Raw genomic sequence first — 20910 nt, forward strand, 5'->3', positions numbered from 1 at the left:
GTATCTGTGTATAGCGTGTAATCAAATTCTAGGCAAGACACCTCAGAACGACACATCCTCCTCTCTAAACGTTACATCCCACCCATCGCTGAGTTTCCATGTCTTGTGGTACACCGTATCGTACAAATCATATGCATACAGATACATGACCGTTTCACTTTCAATCGGGGGAAGGGAGAAGGAAAACAAGGTACCGTTCTCCCAGATGGCATCACCCAGCATGTCCTTGCCCCCCTGCTCCGGCTCAGTCAGCTCCACACTGCTCACATACAGAAACCAAAGATCCTCGCCGGTTTCATTGCGTACCAGCAGAGTGGGACCCCCCTCCTGTGGTACTCCCACCAGATCCTCACTGCCCAATACCAGATAGGTAGTGCCTTCTCTAGGTCGATACAGCCGATGATAGGTTGCCCCGTCGCTGTCCAATCCCACAATATGCACCGCTTCATCGGCATCCCCACGCAGTGCCTGCGCCAGATCCTCCAGGTTGGCGAGATCGACGGTAGTCTCCTCCCCTTCCCCAAGCAAATCCAACCCAAGCAGATCACCTGCATACGAACCAGCCTGATATGCTGCTTCGGAAAGTGCATACAAGTACCAAAGCGTTCGTCCCGTCTCATTGGCGATGGTGAGCGGATACTGCCCTTCACCAGGATAGGACAGAGCTTCATAATCCAGGGCGACGGCCCAACGGTCAGTAGTCGGATGCCATAGTTTCATATAGCGGTTGCCTTCACGGTCAAAGGCGGTCACATACAGCGTAGCATAAGCATCGAAGACAAGGTCCTCGGCAAGTTCGGGCAAATCGGCCACCGCAATACGGGCTTCCTTATTGGCATCCAAACTCTGCGTGCCCAAAAGATTGGTCTGCGATCCATCCATCTGCTGCGGCGGCACATGCCCGATATACAGGCTCTGCAACACAGCGTCGGTATGGTTGGCCACCACAATCGTAGGCCCGAAGGAAGGGATGTCCTCAAGCGAAGCCTCCTGGTCCAACTGATCCAACGTCAATACGATGTTCCATGCATCCTTTTCCGGGTCGAATGATCCCCAATACAGGTCACCCTCCCAATCGTAGGCATTGTAGACAAAAACCTCCGCGCTTTCTTGCAACAGCTGCTGCTTCAGCGTCGGGTGTCCGGACAAGGCGATCAGAACCGACTGACCATCCTCCAGTTCCGAAGTCAGCAGATTCTCCGTATCCGGTTGTGCTTCCAACATCGTCGCATTGAACAAGTCGAAACTGGTGAGTGTATATCCGGTGGCATTCGTCAGACCCACCACATCCCCGAACCGGGGCACCAGAGGATATAACGTATACCGCTGGGGAGAGGCAACCACCGCCAGACCGGGCTTTTCGGCCGGCATTTCCTCCATGGCCGACACGCATCCGATGAGCATCAGGAAAACGGAAACCCCGAACAGAAAAGCACAGGCAATTCGTTTCATGGCAAGGTCCTTCTCTCTTGATCAATCCATACAACGAGGCTGTATAGCATCAGTGTACGGGCAATCCAGGGAACACACAACCGAACGACACCAGCCCATGCTCAAGATTCCGCTTGTCCAAGGTCCTTGATCGACCAACCCTCATAGATGGTAGGTTTGAACGTATAGGAATACTCATGGATCTTGTAGGAAGAGTCCTCGATCATCCGAAAGATCCGCTTGCCGACCTCCAATCCCATCTCGAACCCCGGATGGATGCTGGCAGTAATCCCGCTGTCCATCCAATCGGTATCGGAGTAGTCGAAGGCAACCACTGAATAGTCCTTGGGCACCTCCTTGTGATGATGCTCAAGCAGCGACAGCACCGTCTTGAGTATCATGTAATTGCAGCAGACCAAGGCTGTACACTCAGGAATTGATTGGAGAAACCGCCACAGGGTCCGGGAAAACTCCTTGGCGTCCAAGGTGTCATCAGAGATGTACCATTTCACATACCGGTCATCATACACATCCCCGTAGGTTTGCAATGCCTGCACATACCCCTTGTATTTCTCGATACCCTGATAATTGTCATAGACGAAGATACCGGCTATATGCCGATGCCCTTTCTCTGCCAACCGTTTGACCAAGGCATCAGCACATTGGCCGTCGGCAATGGTAACCTTGGGAAAATGAGAGCCGGCATAGTAATTGTTGTAGAAGATGACCCGGATGTCCTTGTCGTACAAAGCCGAATAGCAATCCAGATTAGGATTCAGGATACTTGCCTTCACCCCGTCCACGATCAAGCCATGGAAGCCGGAGGAACAGGCAAGCAGACAATTCCGTTCGTTTGCCAACTTGTTGTCAGTATAGAAAATCTTCAGTTCCACCGATTCCGACGCCAAGGCCTCCTTGATGCCCTTGAGCAGGTTCTTGTTGGCATTGTAGTCCTGTCCTTGGACAATGACCCCTATCTTGATCTTCCCCGAAGGCAGGAGATTCTGTTGGGCAAGGAATTCTTTCTTGTTGACATACGTCCCGCTTCCCTTGCGTTTATAGACGATCCTCTGCTCCTCGAGCTTCGCCAAGGCGGTACGAACCGTCTCCCGACTCACTCCCAGTTTTCGGCACAAAAAGTGTTCGGAGGGCAGACGTACATCCTCGGTGAATTTCTTCTGGTCGATGAAGGTCAGCACATACCGTTGCACCGATTCATATTTCTTCTCACGTTCAGGTTTCTTCACAGCCATCCTCAAGAACCACTTCCTTCTGTTCCGCTTTCAGGATCCATGCTTTCAAACGTTCCCGGAGTTGCAGTGTAACATGCCGGTACGCCGGGTCACAGACCACATTGACCTGTTCATACGGATCTCGTTCCAGATCATAGAGGAAATCATCCACATACCGGTCGGAAGCAGGGAATTCCCCACCGTTGAGGGAAGGAGCATACACGGCATAGGCATACCGTTCGGTACGGATGGCCCGTCCGACGCGACTCTCTGAGATCTGGGCGAACACTTCGTTCGCCCTGCCTTCCACAGGACCGTCGAGATGGATGGCCAGGTCCTCGCCGATCATCCGATCCCCCACCTCGATACCCGCCAACGCGAGCAGCGTCTTGGGGATGCTCTCGGTACTGACCAAGGATTGAACCACCTTGCCTCCCCGATACTTCTGGCCCCTAACCACCAAGGGGATCCTCAGGGCGCTGTCGCACGCACTTCGCTTGTAGTCATCATACCCGTTCAGATGCCCATCCTGGTTGCGGGTCCTAAAATGGGACCCATGGTCGGATGTATAGACGATGCAGGTGTTCTCATAGATGCCCAGCTCCTTGAGCTTGGCCACCAATCTACCCAGATTCGCATCAACGCGCTCACATGCCCCCAGATAGTCGGGATACTCCTCGGGTGCATCCCCACCACCGAGCAAGCGAAGATCCTCGGGAAGCGTATAGGAAGCGAATCGCTCTCGTGACCCCTTCGGCCCCTGATAGTGATGGGCGTTGTTCTGGTGATGCGGCTCGATATGGGAAACGGTGAGAAAGAACGGCTTTGGATCCAGCGCATGCTGATCAAGGAACTCGAGTGCATAGTCGGTAATGCAATCGGCGCGATACCCGGTAAAATCACAACGGTTGTTATGCTCATCAAACACATACCCGCCATATCCGTCGCTGGTGAATTCAAGCACATCACTGGCGCGCCAGAACCCGGTGTACCCACCGCGCAGGTGCTCGGGAATGGCTCTGGTCTGGTAATCCTGATACGGTTTTTCCTCCAGGTTTCCTTCCGACGCCAGATGCCATTTGCCGACGTAAGCAGTCTGATACCCCGCTTCCTCAAAATAATTGGCAACGGTTTTCACCTTGGCGGGCAACGCCTTGCTGTTGCGAAAGCACCCGGTTTGGGTGGCATACAGTCCGGTCTGGAAAATGGCCCTGCAGGGACCGCAGACCGGTTGGGGGGAAAATGCATAGGCATACCGGACCCCGTCAGCGGCAAGTTGGTCAAGATTCGGAGTGATCGGCAGCTCCTGCCCGTAGCAAGAGCAGGTATCGAACCGCTGCTGATCGGAGAAATAGAACACGATATTCGGTTTGGACATTACACACAGCTCCTTACTTTGCTTTCTTGAACTTTCCACGCACCACCAGCACCACCGTCAAAGCAATGAGCAACAGGAATGCTATGGATATCGGCGATTGGACGAAAATCGACCAGCTGCCGTCGGAAAGGATCAAGGCTCGTCTGAAATTTTCTTCGGTAATGTCTCCGAGGACCAGTCCCAGCAGAATGGGGATTGTGGAGAACCCCAGTTTGGAGAACACATAGGCCAGGATGGCGAACGCGATGGTTACCTTTACATCAAACAGGGAATTGTTCACCGAGAATGCACCCGCGAAACAGAACATGACGATGATCGGGGTAAGGATGGAAACCGGCACGCTCACCACACGGGCGAAATACTTGGTCAAGGTCTTTCCTTGCAAAAACATGAACAGATTGACGAACAAAAGCCCGATCATGATTGCGTACATGGTTACCCCGTGCTCGCTGAACAGGTTCGGCCCCGGAGTCAAACCGTTGATCATCAACGCACCAAGCATGATGGCAGCCACACCGTCTCCGGGGATGCCCATAGTCAACAGGGGGATCAGCGTGGCACCGGTGACCGCATTGTTTGCCGTTTCAGCTGCAGCGATTCCCTCTATGGCCCCATTACCGAACTCCTGCTTGTGCTTGCTCATCTGCCGCACCCGGTCATAACTGACGAACGAGGCCATCGAAGCCCCGGTACCCGGGATGATCCCGATGATGATCCCCACTACGGCGGAGAACAATGCAGGCAACGTCATCTGCCTGTATTCTTTTGCGCTGATGGTCCCCTTTTCCTGTTTGACCGCTTCCAAGCTGGAAATGGTCACTTGATTGCTCTTCTTGCTCTTGGAAAGCACCTCACTCAAAGCGAACAATCCGATGAGACAGATCACCAAGTCAAAGCCGGAATACAAATTGATGTTCTTGAAGATGAAGCGGGTGCTCCCGGTCATGGGATCAAGCCCGATGGTGGAAATCAGCAAGCCGACGGCACCGGAAATGAATCCCTTCAGCAAGGAATCGCCCGAAACGCCTGCAATGACGGTCAATCCGAACAAACACACAAGAAAGTATTCCGGGGTTCCCATTTTCTGGGCGAACTTTGCAACCTGCGGGGCGAAAAACAACAGGGTCAAGGCACTTGCCATTCCCCCGAAGGTGGAAGCTTGCAAGGCGATGTTCAACGCCTTCTTGCTCTTACCCTGCCGGGTCAAGGCATAGCCGTCCGCCATGGTCGCCGTAGCATGGGGAGTCCCCGGGGTGTTGATCAGAATTGCGGAAATGGATCCACCATACCCTCCGGCACAGTAGATTCCCAACAGAAACATAAAGGAATCGATCGGTCCCATTGTATAGGTGAAGGGAAGAAACAGGACGATGCATAAGATGACGGTGAGCCCTGGGATGGCGCCGAATATCAAACCAAGCAGCAAGCCGATGTTCATATACAGAAAGCTGGACCATGAGAAGAAAGCCATAAATCCTTGCACAAACATTTCCATACCAGCCTCCTACGGTAACCGAACGTTCAAGACGACTTGAAAGAGCAACCCGATGCCAAGTGCGGCAAGCGTCACGATGAGGTAGTAACTCCATTTTCTGATCCGAAAGAAGACCAACATCGCAAAGCCGAACAGCATCGAGGTGAGAATGAATCCCAACACCGGGATCAAGAGAGTATACAAAAGCAACATCACCAGCAACAGCAGGGCTTTCACTTCGGTGAGCAGATCTAGGATCACTACGTTTTGTTCTTGGCCCCGTATGATGTTCAATACCTCCCGGGCAAGCAGGATGACCGAACAGACGATGATGATCAAAAGCATCAAGGTGGGAAATGTCCGGGCCGTCGTCGCATTGCCTTCCTGGATCTTCACTTGCGACGGCATCACCACAAAACCAAGGATGCCGATGGCTAAAAACAACACGGGACCGACCAGAGAAGGATGGAACCGGACGGTTTTGCCCTCCAAGATCCTCCCCCACTCGGTAAGTTTCTCATCAAGTGACCTGAGTACCTGCAGTACTGATTTCATACGACCTCCCAGAAAGAAACCGGGCCTTTGGCTTCCCAAAAGCCCGGAACAAAATACCCAAACCTACCGGTTCGCCTTCACGATTTCGGCAACCGATGCAATGTGCTGATCGATCGAAGCCTTGTCCATCGGATCGACTTCAATCATCATCGATTTGTAGAAAGCAACCATCTCCGGCTTCTCAAGAATGGTCATGTATGCATTTCTGACCTTGTCGATGATCTTCTGGTCGGTACCCTTGCGGGCGAGGATGAAGCAGCGGTTGCGGAAGTATGCGGTATACCCGTACTCACCCACGCCCTTGACGTTCTTGAATACGTCGTTGTTCACGCCCTTCTCGTCGAAGACCACCACCGGCTTGAGAATACCTGCCTCAACACTTCCCTTTGCTTGGGACTGATGGGAGATGGCAAAGGCGGTCTCCCCCTTTGCAGCGGCATCAAGGGCCAGATTGGCTCCGTTGTAACTGACCAGCTCAAGATCAAATCCCAGTTCCTTCGCCAGAGCCTTGGCAAGGAAAGCTTCCGAACCGGCGACTCCGTTCACGGCAATCTTGATTTTCTTTCCCTGTGCATAGGTCTTCAGGGAAGGCAGATCAGTGACGTTGAGTTTCGCATCAGCAGTCATGACGAAGATAGCGGAATAGAGGTTGATGATGGGAACAAAATCATCATAGGTGAATTGGATTGCATCAGATCCATCCACATTGGGAGCAATGGAGAACGCACCTTCTGCACCGAAAATCAGATTGTAGGAATTGCTCTTGTTTTTCAGATAATTGGTCAAGGCGACATTGCCGCCTGCTCCCAGCTCATTGGTTGCAAGAATCGGCTGGCCCAACACCTCGGTACCGAAAGTGGCGGCCTTTCGGTTCACGATATCAGCGACACCGCCGACAGCCCACGGACAGATGACCGTTACGGCTTCACTCGGCCAGGTATCGACAGAGGATTCGGCGGTTCCCGCCGCCCCAAGAGTTCCCAGCAGGCACAAGGCAAGCAGCAGTACAAGTACAGCTTTTTTCATAATTTCCTCCAAGTTGTTTGTTTTGTCTAGAAAAAGCCTACCATTGAATCAGAGATAAGCAATGCAGATTTTCGCGTATTTTAACGAAAGTTGTATTGTTTTGAAACAAACACCCGCAACTTGTCTTGAAACATTTGCCTGTTTACACCAGAAAATTTCCATTTTCCGGTGGTCGAACCTGGAGTGCCCACAGAGAACTCCCTTCGCAATGAGCTGATGCATCTATGCTTGTAGTAAAGAAATACATACACGCCTATCTACGTATGAAAGAAAAAATGAAAATGCATGCACTTTTTCTTTACAACCTGCCATATGGCATTGTTTGATACGAACAGGCCCAGTACAACAAAGATACGGAAGGTAGGTTGGCTATGGATATCCAGACATGCATCGAACAATCCCCTTGGCTCAAACAATATTGCCAAGCCATGCCCAAACGGTTTCTCGCCAAAATGGAAATCTGCCAGGTCGAGGAGAACAAACGTCTGATCACCAAAGGGGAAAACAACCCTTACGTCTACCTCATGTACAACGGATCGCTACGCATCATCAATGAATTCGACAACAACCGCATCTTCGCCTATGCAGCAAAGGAAGCCCCGGGATTTTCCGGTCTGTTGGAACTGCTTTCCGGTCAGGAAAAGGCCACATCCACAGTCATGACCATCTGTCCTTCCTCATTCATCAGAATGCATAAAACCGCATTCGCCCAGTGGATGGAAGAGGATGTCCATGCCTTCCGATTGGTGGTCAAGGCCTTTGCCAACCAGCTGTATCCGGCGTTTTTCTCCATGGGTTCAGCACATGTATACCCCAAATACATCATCCTGCTCCAATATCTGGCGAAAACCTACGCCCCCCAACTCAAGAAATGTTCGCATGTCGTCGTCAAGGACACCCGTGAGGAGTTGGCCGAAGAATTGGGGTTGAGCCTGAGGACCATCTACCGCCTGTGCAGCCAACTGGTGGAGGACGGCATGGGAGTCATCGTCAAAAAGAAAATTCATCTGGATCAACACCATATGCACCAAATCACCACCTATCTGGAGAATTACAGTTATGAGCAACTTTCCTAACCTGATCCTCTTTCTCTCCGATGACCATGCCGCCTGGGCCTGCGGCTGCTACGGAAATGAAGAAGTCCATACACCGAATCTCGATTACCTGGCGAACAACGGGGTGCAGATGCTCAATGCATTCACCCCCACTCCGGTCTGCTCCCCCGCACGAGCATGCCTGATGACCGGCCGCACGTCCTCCCAACACGGGGTACACGACTATATCGGAACCACGGCAAATTTCGACGTTGACTTCAACTGGATGCAGGACGAGGTCCTGCTTCCCCAGCTGTTCCAGCGCTCGGGGTATGAAACCGCATTGATCGGGAAATGGCATCTGGGCCAGGAGCGGATCGCGAAGCAGGGCTTCGACTACAGTTTCACCCTCGGCCCCGATTACCCCATCCTGCACCAAGGGAAACGGACGTGGTACCGCAACGGTGAACCGGAAGTACGACAAGGCCTGCTCTCGGCGATCATCACCGAAGAAGCCCAGAGCTTTTTGAGAAACCGTACACAGGACAAGCCGCTCTTTCTGGTCATCGGGCACTATGCCACCCACAGCCCATGGAGTGGACACCCCGATCGTCTGGTCGAACCATACCTTTCCAAGATTCCATCATCCTTTCAGGCCGGACCGCAATATCCGTTCGGGGTGCTGGTCAATGAGGCAACCGATGCAACCCGGGAAAACCCGAGATTGGCACGCAGCCAATACTATGCCGGGGTAACGGAAATAGACACCAGCGTGGGAGCCATCCTGCAGGAGGCGGCGGACCGGCAGTTGGACCGGAACACTGTGGTCATCTACACCGCAGACCATGGACTGAACTGCGGTCAGCATGGACTGTGGGGCAAAGGCAATGCATCCTACCCCTTGAACATGGTCGAAGAATCAATCCGCGTCCCCTTGATCTTCCACGCCCCTTCCCTCCTGCTTTCCAAGCAGAAGCGTACCGAGATGGTCGACCATACCGATGTATTCAGGACCATCTGCGAACTGTTTTGCCTGGAAGACCCGATTGCGGAACGCAGGAACAGCCCGGGTCTCAGCTTTCTTGCATCCCTGACCAATACCCGCTCGAAATTTCATCCGAAAACCTTGCAGTTCGGGGAATACGGACCGGTTCGGATGGCCAGAAGCGAGCAGTACAAACTGGTCATCCATCCGCAGGAAGAGAACAATCTGTTCTTCGATCTGAAACAGGATCCCCAAGAACGAACCAATCTCTACCACGATCATCGTCATGAGAAAATGATCACCACGATGCGATGTCAAATCGATGCGTATTTTGCCCGGTTCTCGGAAGAGAAGCACGCTGGGACACGTACCGACCTCCCGCACTTCAACCCACACGTAGCGTGGGACTATGATAAGGAGTACTCACTATGAAAAACGCAACCATCGCCTTTCTGCTTGTGCTTTGTCTCTTGGGTGGCCAGAGTCTGTTTGCAACCGGCCAAGCCGAACAAGGAGGACCTGCAGCATCCTCACTCAAGTTCCTGGTTCCCCAAAGCCCGGGAGTCCCGGAAGGGGTACAGGCTGTAGCCGACGCCTATACCAAACTGCATCCCGAGGTGACCATCACTATCCGTTCGGTACCCTTCAACCGGTACAAGGAGCAGTTGCAGGTCATGTGGGCTTCCAACGATGTCGATGATATCATCACCACCGGATCGCCGGACATCAGCAACTATGCGTATTACGGTGCCCTGCTTCCCATCGATGACATTCTTCCCGCTTCCGAACAATCACAGTTCATCACCGGTGCAATCGATGCGGTGCGGTACAACGGGAACATCTATGCCTACCCGTTCCGTGAAGCTGCTTCGGCATTGTTCTACAACAAGACCTATTTCGATCTGGCCGGCATTGAAGCCGCTCCGTTGGACAAGCCTTGGACCTGGCCGGTCTGGGAAGCGAATGTAGAGAAGGTCGTCGCTGCAGTCAAGCAGAAGACCGGGAAATCCATCTGGGGTCTGACCTTCCTCTCCAATCCAGGTAGAGGCGACTTCTGGCTCACCCCGATCATCAGAAGCAACGGCCTTCCCGGTTCAGCGACGTTCAAGGCGATTTCCGATGACGGGATGACGCTTAGCGGCTATGCTGACACCCCCGAGGCCATGGAGGCGTACCGATTCTACCAGAGCCTGTATACCACGAAAAAGCTTGCTCCCACCGCTGAAGTGCCTGATGCGTTCGGCACCGGTCAGTCAGCCACCTTCGTCGGATTCCTCAGTTCAGCCCACGATTTGGAAAAGAACTTCCCCGACCTGCAATGGGGCATCATGCCGCTTCCCTACTTCAAGACCCCGCTCACGCATTCCGGTGGCTTCACCTACGCAATCTCGGCAAAGTCGAAAAACCCCACGGTAGCCAAGGACTTTGTGAAGTTCGCGGGTTCGGATGCAGGCATCAAGGCCTACTTTGATGTATCGGGAAGCGACCTGCTCTCCAGGACCGGGTTCGATAAGCGGTATCCCCAGTATTTCGAGGATCCGTACCAGAAAACCTTCTCCTATCTTCTGGCAACCTACGGCCAAGCACGTCCGAACACCCCCGCCTACGTATTGTACAATTCGATTATGGGGTTCAACCTCTTCTTGGATTTGGCCGCCGGAGCAGATGTCGAAAAGACGGTGCATACGAAAATAAGCGAGTTTGAGACCCAAGCTCGTTCAATGTAACCAGTGTAACGGCAGGAAGGTGATCCCTTCCTGCCAGGAGTGCCTGCATGGATAGATACGTCTACAAACGGGGAAGCAAGCAAAAGGATCTGCTTGCCGCAATCCTGATCAACTGCCTGCCCACCATCCTGCTTACCATCGTCTTTCAGCTCATCCCCATCCTCATTGCAGCATGGTACAGTTTCCTGAAAGTAAATTTGATGGCAGGAACCAAGACCTTCGTGGGAAATGCGAATTATCTCAAAGCCATAACGGATGGAAGGTTTCTCCACTCCACCCTGACTACGGTCCAGTATTTTCTGCTCAGGGTCCCCCTGCAGGTCGTCATCGGGTTTCTCCTGGCAATTTTGATCTACCAACCCAAGCGCTGGACATCCCTGCTGCGTACCATCATCCTGCTGCCGGTGGTCACCAGCATGGTGGTCGTCACCTCCATTCTCGGGTTGATGATGCATCCTTCCAATGGCCTGATCAACGCAGTGCTTTCCCTGTTCGGCATTCCGATGCAAGGCTTTCTGACCGATCCGAAGCAGGCACTCTTCTCCATCGTCCTGATCACGGTCTGGAAAAACGTGGGAATGACCATGCTGTTCTTCCTTGCTGGACTCATGGCCATATCCCCGACCTTGTATGAGGCCGCCATGATCGATGGGGCGTCTGGTTGGCAGAAACATTGGTATGTCACCATACCACTACTCTCCAAAACCTTTGCATTCGTCTTGATCACCACCACCATTCGCTCATTCCAGGTTTTCGGTCCGATCCTGATGACAACAAACGGAGGGCCCATGGATGCGACCAGGGTCGTGGTGATGGATATCTATGAAAACGCCTTCGTCTACAACCAGCTTGGGTATGCCTCGGCCCAATCAGTGCTGCTGGCTCTCTTTCTGATCATAATTTCCCTGATGCAGACAAAATTCTCCGGCTCCAAAGGGGGAAGAAGATGAATAAGAAAGCAGGAACTCGAATCCTTGCAACCTTAGCTCTGCTCCTTCTTGCGATGGTATTCCTTCTTCCGTACCTTTGGATGCTCGGATCAGCCTTCAAAAGTCGCAGCGAATTGTTCCGCTATGTACTTCCGATCAGCTGGAAGACCTTCATTCCGGTCAACCCGACGCTGGACAACTTCTCCCGCCTGCTTTTTGAGCTCGGCTTTCTCAGGACCATCATCAACACCCTGCTACTCAGCGCAATTACGGTACTGGGGTCGGTCCTCTTGTGTTCCATGTCCGCCTTCACCCTCTCCATGGTCGATTTCCCCGGTCGCAAGGTGGTGTTCTTTCTGATCATGTTCACCATGATGGTGCCCTTCGAGGCCCGTATGCTTCCCACCTTCCTGGTGGTGCAGGACATCCATTTGAGCAACACCTTCACCGCCCTGTATCTTCCTTGGTTGGCTGATGCCTTTTTGATCTTTCTCTTCATGGGCCATTTCTCCGAAATCCCCTATGACCTGTATCACGCTGCGGTAATCGACGGGTGCCCCCATACCCGCATCTATGACAAGATCATGCTGCCGAACATCGCTCCGGCGTTGGTCAGCGGGGCCTTGATCAAATTCTTCTTCGCCTGGGACTCCTACGTCTGGCCACTGATCATCCTCAGAAGCAACCGCTGGCAGGTGCTGGGCGTCGCCATCGCGAATCTCTTCACCGACCAGAGCATCGCCTGGGAATTGATCTTCAGCGGTTCCTTGCTTTCCACCCTTCCTGTGGTTCTGTTGTTCATCCTGCTCCAACGCTACTACATAGCAGGAATGACGAGCGGAGGCGTGAAGGAATGAAACACCCTAGGCCCAATATCTTGTTGATCATGACCGACCAGATGCGCCTCGATGCCCTCAACAGGGGGACAAGCGATACCAAATACACCCCGAATCTTGATTGGTTTGCAACCCAAGCCGTGCAGGCTGCACACTGCATCACCAATTCCCCGATCTGCGCTCCGGCCAGGGCAAGCATCCTTGCCGGCCTGTATCCCCATCAGATGGAAATCTGGGACAACAGTCCGCATACATTCCCCCCGCACGCAAAAAATTGGGTGAAAACATTGCAACAGGGAGGGTATCGTACCAGTGTGTTCGGCAAGACCCATTACTATCCCTACAATGGATCGGTCCCAGATATGCGGGAGGCTGAACCGCTGCTCCATGACTATGGATATGAGACGGTCGATGAAATTCCCGGCCCCCGGGTCAGTGCAGCATTGCTGAGCCATATGACCGCCCTTTGGGAAGAGAGGGGCTACCGTACCCGCGTGTCCGACGACCTTGAACGCCGTTACCAAGGCAAGCATACCTGCACCGAACCTTCACCGTTGCCGTTGGAGCTCTACCCCGATGTATATGTGGGAACCAAGGCCCATGCATATCTGGATGCATACCACCATGATGACCCGTTCTTTTGCTTCGTCAGTTTCGGAGGTCCCCACGATCCGTGGGACTGCCCTGCATCGTACAGCAAGCGCTTCCAATCCAAAGAAATGGAAGCTCCAAGGCCACCCTTCATCGACCGATACCCCAACCGTCCCCTGGGGAATTGGGACCATGAGGTATTGCATCCTCCCTTGCACAGTGAGGACATTGAGCAGGTTCGGAGAAACTACGCAGGCAAGGTTTCCCTCATCGATGACGAAATCGGGAAGTTATTCTCCCTGCTTGTCCAGAAAGGATGGTGGGATGATACGCTTGTTCTCTTCACGTCCGACCACGGGGAGCTGCTCGGCGATTACAACCGGCTCTACAAACAGAACTTCCTCGGCCCGGCTTTGGAGGTCCCCTTTTTGATCAAGTCCCCTTCGAACAGCCAGGCAAAGACCATCCAGACTCCCATCGCCTTGCTCGACATCGGGCCGACCTTGGTTGACTATGCACACCTGTGCCTCGATTACCCCCAGCAGGGAAAGAGCCTCAGGGCCTTGTTGGAAGGGACAGCCGAACCATCACAAACGATCGTATTCAGTGAATACAAAGAGGAGATCATGGCTTGGGACGGACGATGGAAAGTAGTGGTCAACAAGGATCTGGATCCGTATTTGTTGTTCGACCTACTTACAGACCCTGCTGAACACCTCAACCTAGCCGGGGGAGGCCTTGAAGCGGAAGCCCGACTCAGACAATCGATCATCGGCCATCTGCAAACCACAGCTCATCTCGGATTCACGATGGAGGATGCCTGCCATGGCTGAACGACGCCCCAATATTCTGCTGCTGGTCACCGACCACCAACTCCATTACCGGCATGGGTGGGACGGGGGACAAGGTCCCCTGACCCCGTTTCGGGATGCATTCGCCCGTCAGGGACGTACCTTTCATCGGGCATATGCCGTCACCCCGCTCTGCGGTCCTGCCAGGCGGAGTCTGGTATGCGGAGAATATCCGCATACCCATCGGAATTTTCATAACCAAAGCGAGACGGATTTTACCAAACCCACCTATCTGCAACTTCTCGACCAGGCAGGGTATACCACCTATGCGTTCGGCAAATGGCATGCAGGACCGAAAAACGCAGTCCTCATGGGAGCGAAGGGCTTCTCTCCCTCGGGGTACGGCAATCCCTATACCTCCGAAGCCTATGCTGCATATTGCAAGGAATTGGGAATAGCCGAGGCGAGTCACACCATCGACACGAAGTTTTGGAATGCCGACACTGCACGGCATTTTCCCGATCTGTATGAGGGAAATACCGACTACCGTTGCAGGGGTTCCTGGTGCGGGGAAACCGCGTTCGGAACAACCAACACCGACAAACGATCGCATGAATGCTTCTTTCTGGCACACCTTGCTCAAGAGGCATTGAAAACCCAGGCAAAACAGGCAGAGCAACCGTTTCATATGCGAATCGACTTCTGGGGCCCTCACCAACCTTATTTTCCTACCCAAGAATTCATAGACCGCTACAATCCTTCAGATATTCTGGAATACGGCAGCTTTCGGGATAACCTGGAAAACAAGCCCTTCATCTACCGTAGGATGAACCAGCCCATCGCCGACGAATCGGGAGAATTGCTGCGTCCCAGTATCTTCAGCTGGGAGCGATGGCAACACCTGCTTGCCATCGCCTATGCGCAGACGACAATGATCGACGAGGCAATCGGGACCATCCTGGCCACCTTGGAGGAAGTCGGCCTTGCAGATGATACGCTGGTAATCTGGACCAGTGACCATGGCGATGCCCTTGCCAGCCACGGCGGCATGTTCGACAAGGGAAGCTTCATGACCGAGGAAACGGTACGCATCCCGCTGTTGCTCCGTTGGCCGAACCGGATTGTCGCCGGTTCCCATTCCCAGCAGCTGGTCAACACGCTGGACATCATGCCGACCATCCTCGAGGCCGCAGGGCTGCAGAAAGATGATGAGCTTTTCGGCTCTTCACTGCTTGGTCTCCCGCAAGAAACGCAGAGAAGCTGCATCCTGCTGGAAAGCTATGGACAAGGATTCCGCGATACCAAGCGGAGCAGGACACTGGTGACCCAGCGGTACAAATACACCCGAAATGAGGACGATATGGATGAACTCTATGATTTGGAACTGGACCCGTATGAATTGTGCAATCGTAGTGGCGATGCATCACTGAAACAAGGCCTTTCCGATCTTCTGTATGCTCAGTTGGTTGCGACCAACGATCCCCAGCGAAGTCTTTTTTACCCTGAGAGGAGATGAATATGCACGTACCTACCGCCCATCTGCAAGCCAAACGCGATGAGATCGCCCCGATCGTCCTGCTTCCCGGAGACCCTTTGCGGGCCGAATACATCGCCCAAACCTACCTCGAGGATCCTGTCCGGTATAATGAGGTACGGGGCATGTTCGGTTATACCGGACGCTATGCAGGCAAGCGGATTTCCGTGCAGGGAACTGGAATGGGCGCTCCCTCGATGGGCATCTATGCCCATGAACTCATTTGGGGATATGGAGCCAAGACCTTGATCAGGATCGGAACGGCAGGGGCTTTGCAACCGCAGATGCAGCTCCGTGATGTCGTATTGGGGGTCTCGGCAAGCTACGATGGCTCCTACCGTGACTATCAAGTACCGGGAACCCTGGTTCCCACCGCTTCCTTTGCCTTGCTGCATACCGCTTTCACCATGGCCAAGGAGATCGGGCTTCGGGTACACGCCGGTCCAATTCTCTCCAGTGACACCTTCTATGCAGAGGATGGCCTCGAAAGCCTGAAAAGCTGGCAGAAATACGGGATACTCGCTGTGGAAATGGAAGCAGCATCCCTCTATCTGGCCGCCCAGCGTGCGAATGTCCAAGCCCTGTGCATGCTGACCATTTCCGATCTCCCATTCAAAGGGGAAGGATCGAGCAGCGAGGAACGTCAGAAGAGCTTCCATACCATGATGGAACTGGCATTGAGATGCGCCGTCCAAGCCTGAACAGGGTTTCTCACCGCTTCACATCATAGAGTTTCTTGCCCCGGACAGCCGATTCCATCGGAAGGCCGGTGTCATAGTCCCATTGCCGATTCTCGTACTCCTCGTTCTCCCGTTGTCTGGTCAGACCGCTGTTCTGCCACGTCGGCTGCTTGTCAACCCGCCAGGGACGGGCAGCCCATTGGTAGCCTCGATACAGATCCCGCGTCGCATCCATATGCTCAAGCAGAAGGTCATGCAAATGGTTGCGAGCCTGTTGACAGGCAGAATCGTTGATGCGATTAATGATCTCGTAGGGATCCTGTGCCAAGTCATAGAATTCATCAGTGTCCATGAGGTTGATGGTCAGCTTATACCGGCCATCGGTGACACTGCGCATCATCTGCAGGCCTCCGAACCCATCATGATCGACCTCATAGCGGGTGAATTCGCAGAATACCGCCTCATTGATCCGCCGTGAGGGATCCTCGATTTGGGAGAGCATGCTCCTGCCTTCCATGAGCTTGGGAATCGGAAGACCGAAGAAATCGAGAACGGTGGGGACCAAGTCTATATGGCTGGCAGGATGGTGGACCACTACCCCTTGGTTGTGCTCATGGCCCTTCGCCGGTCGGATAAGCAAGGGAACATTGGTGATCTGTTCATAGAATGCCGCATTCTTTGCCTGCAACCTATGGAATCCCAGCATATCCCCATGATCAGAAGTAAAGATGACCATTGCATCGGGAGCAACGGCATCCACATGGGCAAGCACCCTCCCGATTTCGTAGTCCACATAGCTGTTGCATCCCAAGAAGAGGGAAAGCATCTGCGAATCGGAGCGCAGCTGCTCCGGATCCTTCGCCAGATCGTCTCCTGCCCAGAGTCGCTGTAATAGCGGCTTGTCCTCCAACGAATCATGGAAGGCGGGATTATCCTCGAACCGGAAGCCCTCATACATCGTATTGAACGGGGAAGGACAGATGCACGGACCATGCGGCTCATCATAGGAGACGGCCAAGAAGAAATCCTGGTCTGCATGTTCGCCGACATAGGAAATGGCCTTGTCGGAAACCCGGTGGGCATACGTCATGTCCTCGGTCCAATCGGGATCATAGGCGGTTTCCGATTTTCGAGAACGTTTGCGTTGCGCTTCCGTCAATTCCTCAAGATAGACATGCATGTCATACCAGTAGTCGGGATCCCAACCATCCGGACAGACACCGAGGCCGAAGTAATCCCCTCCGTCAAGGTGCCATTTGCCCGTATAGGCAGCCTGGATGCCTTGGTCATGCAACCGCTGTCCCAAGGTTTTCACATTATCGCCCAAGGGGGCGTTGTTGGTCACCACCCCATTGGAATGGGGAAAGGTACCGGTGAACAGGGCAGAGCGGGCGGGCCCGCATACCGGTTGGCAATCATAGGCCCGCTCGTAGCGGATGCCTTGTCCGGCAAGCCTGTCAAGATTCGGTGTCTGCATCCGGGGATCCCCGTAGCAACCAAGCATATCCTTACGCGTCGTATCCGTCATGAAAAACACAATTTGTCTCGGCATCCCACACTCCCATCAGCCCTTCACCGCACCGGCGACCAGCCCCTTGATCATATATTTCTGGAAAAAGAAGAACAACAGTACGACAGGAATCGTTCCGATGATGGAAATCGCATTCACCAATGACCAATCGTAGGAAAGTTCGCCGAGATACCTGAGGGCAATTCCGACCGACAGAGTCCTCAACCCGTCGGATTGGATCAGGGTGGCGGCATGCAGGTAATCGTCCCACGTCATCAAAAAGGCATAGATTCCCACGGCCAACAGTCCCGATTTCACCAAGGGGGTGACGATGGTGAATAGAATCCGCCAACGTCCGGCGCCGTCCACATAGGCGGCTTCCTCGATCTCAGTCGGGATGTTTGCAAAGAAACTGGCCATCAGGATGATGCAGAACGGCACCTGTGCAGCAAGCAGGGCGAAGATCAGTCCCCCAAGGGTGTTGATGATTCCAAGCCGTCCCATGATTGCATACAGGCTGATCATCCGACTGATCACCGGAAACATCTGCGATACCAACAACAAGGCGAAGAACGTTCGGTTCCACCGTGTCTTGAAGCGTGCCAGTGAGTAGCCAGCAAAGATGGCAAACACACAACAGAGCAACGCAACCGACAGGGAAACGATCAGGTTGTTCTGATAATAGACGAAGAACTGGTTGTTCTTTGTAAACAATGATACGAAACTGTCGACCACCGGGACATGGGGAATGAACGTCGGGGGAAACCGATAGGCTTCCATGTTCGTCTTGAAACTGGTGATCAGCACCCAGTAGAGCGGAAACAACAGGAACAGCAGGATGAGGACAAGCAAAAGATACTTTGCAACGGTGAAGAGCCCGGCTTCCTGTTTCAATGTTGATGTATGTGCCATCTCTCACCCCATATCCTGGATCCGGAACAACCGGTTGTAGAAGAAGACCACGCCCATCATCATCACCATCCACAAGGTGGTAACCGATGCACCGGTTCCCAGATTCATCGAAACAAACGCTTCACGATAACTGAGGATGGCCAATGTCGTGGTCGCATTGTTCGGCCCGCCTCCGGTCATGGTCCAGAAGAGCGGGAATTGCTTGAAATTCTCGATGATGGACATCGAGATGCTTACTTTGATCACAGGACTCAGATACGGAAGGGTGATGGAAAGGAATCTCCGCCACTTCCCCGCCCCGTCGATCATGGCGGCTTCCTGGATATCCTGCGGTACATTCTGCAACCCGGCCAGCAGCAACAGAGACATCAGGGGAATCTGCTTCCATAATGCAGCGATTCCCACCCCGCCCAAGGCTGTAGAGGGGCTGTTGAGCATGGCAAAGTCAGTCACCTTGCCGAAAGTTGCCAAGGATACCAAATATTTGACCAAACCGTATTGGGGCTGGAACAGCCACATCCAGATCAATGCGGAAATGACGGTCGGGACCACCCAGGGGGTCATCATCACACTGCGGAGAAACCGGGCCCCTTTGAGGTTGGTGTTCAGAATCAGGGCAAGAATCAGCGAAAGGAGGAATTGTACCACGACCACCCCGATTACGAACGCAAAGGTGGTTGCACTCGCCCGTCCAAACAGATCGGTTTTGGTCAGATAGAGGTAATTGGCAAAATGGTTCCAAACCCCGGGTTTCCCGCTGATGATGTTGCGTACCCCGAAATCCTGGAAACTCTTGACCACTGAATCGAGGATGGGAATGAGGATGAAGGCGATGGTCATCACCAACGCCGGCACATCCAACAGGAATGCGAACCAACCATCCCGCTTTGACCGTGTCATACTTCGTTTGAGCATATTTCTCCTGGCAGACGGGAGCCGGAAATCCGGCTCCCCGATGTTTGTTCGTCTTATTGGGAAATCTTCACGCTGGCAGTGCTCTTGAACTTCTCAATGGCACTGTTCAGATCCTGCTTACCCACCGTCACCGCCTGGGCAAGCGCGCACAGCTCAAGGTTGAGATCGCTGATGCGGGGGATGAAGGGCTGTACTTGGACTCTTCCGGCTGCCGGGGATGCTCCCTTGAGAATGCCGTTGTTCACGACGCTTTCCATGGAAGCCATCGACTTCTTGGCGGGATAAGCGGGAGTCAGATCACGCAGATAGGAACTGAGGGTCTTTTCGCTGATCACGAACTCGACGAATTTGTCCAATGCAGCCCGTCGTGCAGCACCGTTGTCCACCAGGATGAAACAATGGGCCTGCAACAGGCTCTGGCCGGATCCGGATCCACCGACCAGCGGTTCGGCTGAAGCGGTGAAGTTGACGGCATCGGCATTGATCGACTTGACGCCGTTGAAGCCCCAGCTCTGGTCATAGTACATGGCAAGCTGACCGAGGGCGAAGAGGTTGCGCAGATCCTTGAGCTTGGCGTTCTGTGGGTTGTAGCCCTTTTCATCAAGCTGTTTGACCATGGCGAAGGCATCCTTGAATCCTTGGTTGTCCACCGAAAGCTTGCCCTGCGCATCAAGCACCTGCCCGCCGAAGTTGAAGACCATGGCCGTCAGGGAAGCTCCCGACACCGGGACTGAAGCGGTGGTCTGCCCGAACGCATAGACCTTGTTGCCGTTTGCATCCTTGAGCTTGGACAGCTTTTCTGCGTAACTGAGCATCTCATTATAGGTCTTGGGCGGCTTGTTCGGGTCGAGTCCGGCCTGCTTGAAGAGATTCTTGTTGTAATACAACACATACGGAGAGACATACAGCGGGATGCCGTAGGGTTTGCCGTCCACTTCAAAGGACTTGAGGACATCCGGATAGAAATCATCGACGAAAGCCGGAGAGAGGATGTCGCGTACCGGAGCGGCAAGCCCTGCATCCACCAGACCGGGAACCCAGTCGATTTCCCCGAAGATGGCGTCAACCTTGTTCCCGCCGCCGGCCATATTCACCACCTGGTTGACGATCTCGCCATACGGAGCGGTCACCCATTCGATGGTGATGTCAGGATTGGCGGCCTCGAAGTCAGTCTTCACCTGCTTCCAGAACGGTTCATATCCACTTTCGAGCAGTGCATAGTTCGCCACTTTGATCGTCACCGGACCAGTGGCGGCCTGTTCTGTCTTTCCTGCGGCAAAGACCGATGCACCAACGAGAATCAGAGCCAACAGAACCACGGAAAGTTTTCTCATGTTCATACAGTTCCCCTTTTGTTTTTGCGATATACC

The 20910-nt window shown here is 53.5% G+C and carries 18 protein-coding genes; 8 read left to right on the forward strand and 10 right to left on the reverse strand.

From position 1 onward, the window contains the following. Positions 1–42 precede the first annotated feature (42 nt). From AB7C91_RS09370 to AB7C91_RS09395, 6 genes are all read right to left on the reverse strand, one after another. Positions 43–1452 carry a hypothetical protein gene (locus AB7C91_RS09370; protein WP_428590899.1) on the reverse strand — a complete coding sequence of 470 codons (1410 nt, stop codon included), beginning with the start codon at positions 1450–1452 and terminating at the stop codon, positions 43–45. Between the two features lie 101 nt (positions 1453–1553). Beyond that, on the reverse strand, positions 1554–2684 hold the full coding sequence (locus AB7C91_RS09375) for a GntR family transcriptional regulator (RefSeq protein WP_332445918.1): 1131 nt from the start codon (positions 2682–2684) through the stop codon (positions 1554–1556). Further along, positions 2665–4041, reverse strand: coding sequence for a sulfatase-like hydrolase/transferase (locus AB7C91_RS09380; protein ID WP_428590902.1), 1377 nt, complete (start codon positions 4039–4041; stop codon positions 2665–2667). The genes AB7C91_RS09375 and AB7C91_RS09380 overlap by 20 nt, the downstream gene beginning before the upstream one ends. Positions 4042–4054: 13 nt before the next feature. Next, the gene (locus tag AB7C91_RS09385) at positions 4055–5536 is read right to left on the reverse strand and encodes a tripartite tricarboxylate transporter permease (RefSeq protein ID WP_332445916.1); all 1482 of its coding nucleotides are present in this window, start codon (positions 5534–5536) and stop codon (positions 4055–4057) included. A 9-nt stretch (positions 5537–5545) separates the two neighbouring features. Then, positions 5546–6070, reverse strand: a complete 525-nt coding sequence (locus AB7C91_RS09390) for a tripartite tricarboxylate transporter TctB family protein (RefSeq protein WP_428590905.1) — start codon at positions 6068–6070, stop codon at positions 5546–5548. 63 nt (positions 6071–6133) lie between these two features. Continuing rightward, a complete protein-coding gene (locus AB7C91_RS09395) occupies positions 6134–7096 on the reverse strand; it encodes a tripartite tricarboxylate transporter substrate-binding protein (protein ID WP_428590908.1) in 963 nt (320 codons plus the stop codon). 371 nt (positions 7097–7467) lie between these two features. On the opposite strand from AB7C91_RS09395, the gene AB7C91_RS09400 reads away from it, so the two are divergent. Genes AB7C91_RS09400 through deoD form a run of 8 tightly spaced genes read left to right on the forward strand, consistent with a single transcriptional unit; the run spans position 7468 to position 16224 of the window. Further along, a complete protein-coding gene (locus AB7C91_RS09400; protein WP_428590911.1) occupies positions 7468–8172 on the forward strand; it encodes a Crp/Fnr family transcriptional regulator in 705 nt (234 codons plus the stop codon). Beyond that, entirely contained in the window at positions 8156–9547 is a 1392-nt protein-coding gene (locus AB7C91_RS09405; protein WP_428590914.1) for a sulfatase family protein, read from the forward strand. The genes AB7C91_RS09400 and AB7C91_RS09405 overlap by 17 nt, the downstream gene beginning before the upstream one ends. Next, on the forward strand, positions 9544–10842 hold the full coding sequence (locus AB7C91_RS09410) for a sugar ABC transporter substrate-binding protein (protein WP_332445911.1): 1299 nt from the start codon (positions 9544–9546) through the stop codon (positions 10840–10842). The genes AB7C91_RS09405 and AB7C91_RS09410 overlap by 4 nt, the downstream gene beginning before the upstream one ends. A 47-nt stretch (positions 10843–10889) precedes the next feature. Continuing rightward, positions 10890–11792, forward strand: a complete 903-nt coding sequence (locus AB7C91_RS09415) for a sugar ABC transporter permease (protein ID WP_332445910.1) — start codon at positions 10890–10892, stop codon at positions 11790–11792. Beyond that, on the forward strand, positions 11789–12628 hold the full coding sequence (locus AB7C91_RS09420) for a carbohydrate ABC transporter permease (protein ID WP_332445909.1): 840 nt from the start codon (positions 11789–11791) through the stop codon (positions 12626–12628). The genes AB7C91_RS09415 and AB7C91_RS09420 overlap by 4 nt, the downstream gene beginning before the upstream one ends. Next, a complete protein-coding gene (locus AB7C91_RS09425) occupies positions 12625–14031 on the forward strand; it encodes a sulfatase family protein (RefSeq protein ID WP_428590919.1) in 1407 nt (468 codons plus the stop codon). Before AB7C91_RS09420 ends, AB7C91_RS09425 begins: the two co-directional genes overlap by 4 nt. Then, complete coding sequence (locus AB7C91_RS09430; protein WP_428590922.1) at positions 14024–15505, forward strand: sulfatase-like hydrolase/transferase; 1482 nt, start codon at positions 14024–14026, stop codon at positions 15503–15505. The genes AB7C91_RS09425 and AB7C91_RS09430 overlap by 8 nt, the downstream gene beginning before the upstream one ends. Positions 15506–15507: 2 nt before the next feature. Further along, the gene (gene deoD / locus AB7C91_RS09435; protein ID WP_332445906.1) at positions 15508–16224 is read left to right on the forward strand and encodes a purine-nucleoside phosphorylase; all 717 of its coding nucleotides are present in this window, start codon (positions 15508–15510) and stop codon (positions 16222–16224) included. 10 nt (positions 16225–16234) lie between these two features. Here deoD and AB7C91_RS09440 read toward each other — a convergent pair whose 3' ends face one another. The 4 genes from AB7C91_RS09440 to AB7C91_RS09455 all read right to left on the reverse strand — a co-directional run bounded on the left by AB7C91_RS09440 (position 16235) and on the right by AB7C91_RS09455 (position 20880). Beyond that, positions 16235–17755 carry a sulfatase-like hydrolase/transferase gene (locus AB7C91_RS09440; RefSeq protein WP_428590926.1) on the reverse strand — a complete coding sequence of 507 codons (1521 nt, stop codon included), beginning with the start codon at positions 17753–17755 and terminating at the stop codon, positions 16235–16237. A 12-nt stretch (positions 17756–17767) separates the two neighbouring features. Beyond that, positions 17768–18625: a carbohydrate ABC transporter permease gene (locus tag AB7C91_RS09445; protein ID WP_332445904.1), complete on the reverse strand. Its 858-nt coding sequence runs from the start codon at positions 18623–18625 to the stop codon at positions 17768–17770. Between the two features lie 3 nt (positions 18626–18628). Beyond that, entirely contained in the window at positions 18629–19525 is an 897-nt protein-coding gene (locus AB7C91_RS09450) for a carbohydrate ABC transporter permease (RefSeq protein WP_428590929.1), read from the reverse strand. Between the two features lie 68 nt (positions 19526–19593). Beyond that, positions 19594–20880 carry an ABC transporter substrate-binding protein gene (locus AB7C91_RS09455; RefSeq protein WP_428590932.1) on the reverse strand — a complete coding sequence of 429 codons (1287 nt, stop codon included), beginning with the start codon at positions 20878–20880 and terminating at the stop codon, positions 19594–19596. Positions 20881–20910: the final 30 nt, after the last annotated feature.

Source organism: Sphaerochaeta sp., from assembly GCF_050256055.1.
Classification (GTDB): Bacteria; Spirochaetota; Spirochaetia; order Sphaerochaetales; family Sphaerochaetaceae; genus Sphaerochaeta.